Raw genomic sequence first — 6,705 nt, 5'->3', positions numbered from 1 at the left:
CAGCACATTGTCAAGTCCTCCCTGACAAATTGGATAGCGAGAATAGGCACTATCAACCATTTTTTGGCGATTTTCTTCGGCAGGGTCGTCTAAGTCTAGCCAGACAATATCAGGACGGGGTGTCATTAAGTAGCTGACAGGGCGATCGCCTAAACGAAAGACTCGCTCTACCATATCTTGTTCAGCTTCCTCAAAGGTTCCCGCCTCAGTGCCTTGCTCAATTAAAATTTTAATTTCTTCTTCGGTGACTTGCGGCTCGGTAGAAGCAGTAATTCCCAGCACTCGCAGGATCAAATCTGTAGAAGCGCTTAAGAGAAAAACTACTGGAGAAGCGATCGCTGCCAAGGCTTGCATCGGAATAGCTACAATCGATGCAATCCTTTCTGGGTTGTTTAATGCCAGACGCTTCGGTACCAATTCGCCAACAATGAGTGAAAAATAGGTAATGAGCAATACCACTATTCCGAAAGATAGCGGTTCACTATAAGGCGCTAACAATGGGACACGTTTTACATAGATTGCCAACCGACTGGCAATTGTTGCTCCTCCAAAAGCACCTGTCAGGATACCGATCAGGGAAATACCCACTTGAACGGTTGACAGAAAATGATTTGGAGACTCAGCTAGTTTCAATGCTGCCTTTGCCTTGACATCTCCTTGATTGGCAAGCTGCTGTAGCCTAACTTTGCGTGCTGAGACAATTGCCATCTCAGACATAGAAAACACACCGTTGGCAATAATTAGCACCAAAATGATTAAAATTTCAAAAGTGATGGAGGACATGTTTAAAATTGCGGCTTATCAGAGCGAACGTAGCTCAATCCCTAGTATCTAGTATTAAAGGTGTTTCGATAAATGCTTTGACTGTACACAAAGTAATAGTTATAGTTCTTAAGTTTATTAGTCACTGTGCATTATTCTTTCACCGAAGGAATAAGAAAGCTGTTAACACTTTTAAAATGGTTGACATAAACTGCCTCAAAATTTTCTGACCTACAAAGACTCCCATCGCTAGTAGTACTTATGTCATTTTCTTCTATTGTGCGTGCCTTAGGCCGATCGTCGCTCACTACTGAATTTATTTCTAAGCTGAATCGACAACAAGAATTGCGGTTAAATGGCATTCCCCGACTGCCCAAGTCTCTAGTGGCTTCGGCATTAGCACAGTCTCAGGGCAAAAATTTATTCGTGGTTTGCGCCACTCTGGAGGAAGCTGGACGTGTTTACGCACAACTGGAGGCAATGGGATGGCAAACAGTACATTTTTACCCCACCTCCGAGGCTTCTCCCTACGAACCTTTTGACCCGGAAACTGAGATGAGTTGGGGGCAAATGCAGGTATTGGCGGATTTGGGCAAGAGTCAAGAGTCATTGGTCATTAGTCATACCCTGCGGGAAGGCGTTCGCGTAGCGTCTCGTAGAGAAGCGCCTATGTCATTAGAAACAAACCAAGAACAAAGGACAAATGACATAGACGCGCCAGCGGCTTCCCGCAGGGTAGGACAGACAAATATGGCGATTGTGGCTACTCAAGGGGCGTTGCAACCTCATTTACCACCACCAGAAGCTTTTAGGCAATTCTGTCTTACCCTGAAAAAAGGTATGGAATTAGACTTGAATGCCTTCAGTGAGAAAATAACCATTTTGGGGTACGAAAGAGTTCCTTTGGTGGAAATGGAAGGGCAATGGAGTCGGCGAGGCGATATTGTTGATGTGTTCCCGGTTTCCTCTGAATTTCCAGTCAGGTTGGAATGGTTTGGCGATGAAATCGAGCAAATGCGAGAATTTGACCCAGCAACTCAACGTTCCGCCCTCGACAAAGTTGACCAGTTAATTCTTACCCCCACAAGCTTTACTCCGGTAGTGATGGCTGCACTGAAAAATAGTGCTGAGTTAAATTCTGACTCAGCACTTATCACTCAGAACTCATCACTAATTGAGGGTAGTCGTCGCTTTTTGGGGTTGGCGTTCGAGGAACCAGCATCTCTGCTAAACTACTTATCAGAAAATACCCTGATTGCCATTGATGAGCCAGAACAGTGTCATGCTCATAGCGATCGCTGGGTAGAAAATGCCCAAGAACAATGGGGAATTGGGCATGGGGAAGAATCTACTCCCGTAATATTGCCGAAGATTCACCGTTCGTTTGATGAGTGTTTGGTTGATGTTGCCAAGTTTAAAACATTATATTTATCGGAACTCTCAGAGGAAAATAGTGGGATCAATCTTGCCAGCCGTCCGATTCCAGCTACGCCACACCAGTTTGCTAAACTAGCTGAAACTATCCGCCAACAACGCGATCGCAATTTCTCAATTTGGCTGCTTTCTGCTCAACCTTCGCGTTCTGTCTCCCTATTGCAAGAACATGATTGTCCGGCTCAGTTTATCCCCAATCCCCGCGACTACCAAGCGATCGATAAGCTGCAAATCAACCATACTCCCATAGCCTTAAAATATTCTGGTCTTGCGGAACTAGAAGGTTTTATCCTGCCTACATACCGATTAGTAATCGTTACAGATCGAGAATTTTTTGGGCAGCATTCCTTGGCGACTCCCGGCTATATCCGTAAGCGCCACAAAGCTACTTCTAAACAAGTCGATCCGAATAAGCTGCGTCCAGGAGATTATGTCGTTCACAGAAATCATGGTGTTGGCAAATTTGTCAAGCTGGAAAGTTTGACGATTAATAACGAAACCCGTGATTATTTGGTGGTGCAGTATGCTGATGGGTTATTAAGAGTCGCAGCCGATCAAGTAGGTGCTTTATCCCGGTTCCGCGCCGCAGCCGATAAAGCACCAGAACTCAATCGGATGACTGGGAAAGCTTGGGAAAATACCAAGAATAAAGTCCGCAAAGCGATTAAAAAATTGGCGGTGGACTTGTTGAAACTGTATGCAGCGCGATCGCAACAACAAGGTTTTAGCTTCCCTGGTGATATGCCTTGGCAGGAGGAATTAGAAGATTCTTTCCCCTACCAACCCACAACGGATCAACTCAAAGCTGTACAAGATGTAAAACGCGACATGGAAAGCGATCGCCCAATGGATCGCTTAGTTTGTGGCGATGTCGGTTTTGGGAAGACGGAAGTGGCGATTCGTGCTGTTTTTAAAGCAGTCACCGCCGGGAAACAAGTGGCACTCCTTGCGCCAACGACTATTTTAACACAGCAGCATTACCATACACTTAAAGAACGTTTTGCTCCCTATCCGGTAAATGTCGGCTTACTCAACCGTTTTCGTTCGGCTGAAGAACGCCGCGATATTCAAAAGCGATTGGCGACGGGTGAGTTAGATGTAGTTGTTGGCACACACCAAATTTTAGGTAAAGGCGTATCATTCAAGGATTTAGGACTGTTGGTGATAGATGAAGAACAGCGCTTTGGGGTAAACCAAAAAGAGAAAATTAAAAGCCTGAAAACTCAAGTTGATGTACTTACCCTCTCGGCTACGCCTATTCCTCGTACCCTATATATGTCTTTGTCGGGAATTCGGGAAATGAGTTTAATAACTACACCACCGCCAACCAGACGCGCAATTAAAACTCATTTGTCACCGATAAATTCCGAAAGTATCCGCACGGCAATTCGTCAAGAATTAGACAGAGGCGGGCAGGTTTTTTATGTAGTTCCACGAGTAGATGGCATTGAAGAGACAACAGCCAATTTACGAGAAGTGATACCAGGAGCTAGATTTGCGATCGCTCACGGTCAAATGGATGAAAGCGAGTTAGAATCAACCATGCTCACCTTCAGTAATGGTGATGCAGATATCCTGGTTTGTACGACGATTATTGAATCTGGCTTAGATATTCCGCGAGTCAACACGATTTTGATTGAAGATGCTCACCGCTTTGGGTTAGCTCAATTGTATCAATTACGCGGTCGTGTGGGACGTGCCGGGATACAGGCTCATGCTTGGTTATTTTATCCGAAGCAACGGGAATTATCTGATGCGGCGCGGCAACGTTTACGAGCGATTCAAGAGTTTACTCAGCTAGGTTCTGGATATCAACTAGCGATGCGCGATATGGAAATCAGAGGCGTGGGTAACTTGCTAGGTGCTGAACAATCCGGTCAAATGGATGCCATCGGTTTTGATTTATACATGGAAATGCTGGAAGAGGCAATTCGGGAAATTCGAGGACAAGAAATTCCGAAAGTGGAGGATACCCAGATTGATCTTAACCTAACGGCGTTTATCCCAGCAGATTATATCACCGATTTGGATCAAAAAATGAGTGCATACCGCGCAGTAGCCACAGCTAAATCTAAATCAGAATTAAAGCTAATTGCAGCCGAGTGGAGCGATCGCTATGGTACTTTACCAGTCTCTGCAAATCAACTTTTGCGAGTTATGGAACTCAAACAGCTAGCGAAAAAACTCGGATTTAGCCGGATTAAACCAGAACAGAAGCAGCACGTCGTTTTAGAAACGCCGATGGAGGAACCCGCTTGGAATTTGTTGGCGGCGAATTTACCAGACAATCTCAAGACCCGCTTTGTGTATTCTCCAGGTAAAGTTACGGTGCGCGGGTTAGGAGTTTTTAAAGCAGATCAACAATTGCAAAATTTGATTGATGCTTTCGGGAGAATGCAGGGTGCGATTCCAGAAGCCGCTGTTCTTTGATCGGTAGAAAAAGATTAGTCATCAAGTGAAAACATATCTCAGACTTACTGAGAAGAATTTTAGAGTAAAATAAGGTGTTCAAAGCATAGACAATGACGAGCAGTTAAAAAGAGTAAAAGCATGGAAACTACAACTAAAAGGCAAGCGTTAATCAAGGCTATTAATGAACAAATAGAACTGGCTTATGACGATACATTGCAAGAGATTTTATCACTGTTGAAAATCCGCAAACAGGAAGACGAGTCCGACGAAAGAGACTTTGAAGAGGGATTAAAAGATATCGCAGAAAATGGCACTTTAACTTGGTCAGAACATCAGCAAAAAACTGCATGAGCTACCAAGTAGAAATTTCCAAAAGTGCATCTAAACAACTCAAAAAGTTACCCGTAGATATTCAAGAAAGGCTAGAGAGCAAAATTCAACAATTAGCTCTTGATCCTCGCCCTGATGGTGTCGGCAAATTAAAAAATGGTGAAAATCGTTATCGCATCAGAGTCGGCGATTATCGGATTTTGTATCATATTTATGATGATGTCTTAGTAGTAACCGTTGTCAGAGTAGGGCATCGTAGAGAAGTTTATAAAGATGATTGACGCTGGAGTAGGTGGGAATTCCAAGTTAAACATAAAGGCAACGACACCAGCAATTTTAGTTTAAGGTATTCTGTTAGCACTGGTCAGTTTCGTTGCGACAATTTGTAGTGTCAATGGACTGTTGATTCAATGAATTTCCTATATGATTATAAAGTTCTCTCAGTTGATCAACATCTAAAGATTTAATTAGTTCCTCTGCCGCCTTTTTGGAATTGCAGCGAGGAATAGTTAGCCATAATTTATAGTTTGTATCATTGGATGGCTCTTTTTCTAACCAATTTTGTACCAGTCTTCTTCCCTCCTGCGTGATCTGGTAATAGCCATCTCTTTTACTTGATACTGGTTCAATCCACCCTAGATCGAGCCATCGCTTCCTCCAACGATCAGCATTTCTAGGAACCATATCTAAAACTTTGCCAATCTTACTTACATTAATAGGCTGATTATCTACACAATTTTCAACTAGTTTAGAAAACCTTTGCAAATAACCCTCTAAATTGCCCCAACTATTAGGTTGCTGTTCTTCTCCTTGAATCTGCTTTGCTTGAACTGATTCCAGTTCCTTGAGAATCTGGTCAATTACTTCTGGAGGGTAGCCAAGACCCCAAGGTGGTTTAGCATTGCAGAATGCACCATAAGAGGGGAATGGTTGACCGTTTTCATCTATGAGCTGACGATATCCAGCGTGTTCCTCTATGCCCTTGAGCCAAGTTCGTAGATGTTTGACACTGCTTGCATTGTCCTTCAACAGAGATTGTATTTGCAATCGCACTGCGATCGCCCAAGGTTGAGAACCTGGAGGAGCTGCAAGATTCCCAGGGTCGCCAACCGTTAGTGTTCTTACCTTGGAAACATTAGATTTCACAGGTGTTCTACAAATCATCACATTTCTAGGTTAGCTAGATTAGCAAAGTCCCTGCATCACAGTCACTTTCTCTAGAGTTAGGAAAAGGCAAAATGCAAAGATTAATAGTACTATAGTACTATATAATATTTTTTGGTCATGTTACGCTGTTGGGTCAATAGAATAATTTTGCTGAATCCATGCCCAGACCCGCTTTAATTCCTCTATAGTCATTTCCTCGCGGGGCTTGCCGAATCTTTTCTTAATTTCTTTATTAATGCTTCCATACGGTTGCTGATTTTGATATTCATACTTCCGATTGTGGTTCTCAATGGACTGCCTGAGTTTCTCTTCAATTCCACTAGAAATCAAAACGTTGAACTCAGCATCAGCATAAGTATCACCCACTGGTTGAGAAGACTGATAAATTTCCATTGCCTTTTTGAACTGGATAGGACTAATACCAACACATCCAACCCCTGCCATTGCAGCCATAAGACGCTGAGTTTCTTGATAGTCTAGAGTTTCCCCATTGATACCACTTGCTCTTTCACGAGTTGCAGCAGAAGTTAAAGGAATAATGTCATTAATAGTTAACTTAGATTCGTTTTGTTCATTACCAGAGTCAACTGATTGATTCCT

Annotated in this window: 6 protein-coding genes; 3 read left to right on the top strand and 3 right to left on the bottom strand. The window is 43.2% G+C overall.

Annotation, left to right across the window (positions count from 1 at the left end; all coding sequences use genetic code 11):
• The coding region (locus tag HWQ37_RS02555) for a hemolysin family protein (RefSeq protein ID WP_292743338.1) at positions 1–783 on the bottom strand (783 nt) is incomplete at its 3' end.
• Between the two features lie 240 nt (positions 784–1,023).
• Between HWQ37_RS02555 and mfd the strand changes: the two genes are divergently transcribed.
• From mfd to HWQ37_RS02540, 3 genes are all read left to right on the top strand, one after another.
• On the top strand, positions 1,024–4,626 hold the full coding sequence (gene mfd, locus HWQ37_RS02550) for a transcription-repair coupling factor (protein ID WP_292743336.1): 3,603 nt from the start codon (positions 1,024–1,026) through the stop codon (positions 4,624–4,626).
• A gap of 120 nt (positions 4,627–4,746) precedes the next feature.
• Positions 4,747–4,959 carry a hypothetical protein gene (locus HWQ37_RS02545; RefSeq protein WP_012411744.1) on the top strand — a complete coding sequence of 71 codons (213 nt, stop codon included), beginning with the start codon at positions 4,747–4,749 and terminating at the stop codon, positions 4,957–4,959.
• A complete protein-coding gene (locus tag HWQ37_RS02540; RefSeq protein ID WP_292743330.1) occupies positions 4,956–5,219 on the top strand; it encodes a type II toxin-antitoxin system RelE family toxin in 264 nt (87 codons plus the stop codon). The genes HWQ37_RS02545 and HWQ37_RS02540 overlap by 4 nt, the downstream gene beginning before the upstream one ends.
• Before the next feature lie 73 nt (positions 5,220–5,292).
• Here HWQ37_RS02540 and HWQ37_RS02535 read toward each other — a convergent pair whose 3' ends face one another.
• Together HWQ37_RS02535 and HWQ37_RS02530 are read right to left on the bottom strand one after the other, a co-directional pair.
• Positions 5,293–6,084, bottom strand: coding sequence for a helix-turn-helix domain-containing protein (locus tag HWQ37_RS02535; protein ID WP_292743327.1), 792 nt, complete (start codon positions 6,082–6,084; stop codon positions 5,293–5,295).
• A 141-nt stretch (positions 6,085–6,225) separates the two neighbouring features.
• Positions 6,226–6,705, bottom strand: a 480-nt coding sequence (locus tag HWQ37_RS02530) for a hypothetical protein (protein WP_292743324.1), incomplete at its 5' end; no start/stop codon positions are given.

The sequence above is a fragment of the Nostoc sp. NMS4 genome (assembly GCF_017115095.1).
In the GTDB taxonomy this organism is placed as follows: Bacteria; Cyanobacteriota; Cyanobacteriia; order Cyanobacteriales; family Nostocaceae; genus Nostoc.
Note: the sequence above shows the minus strand (reverse complement) of the source record. Positions and strands in the feature narration are given on the sequence as shown.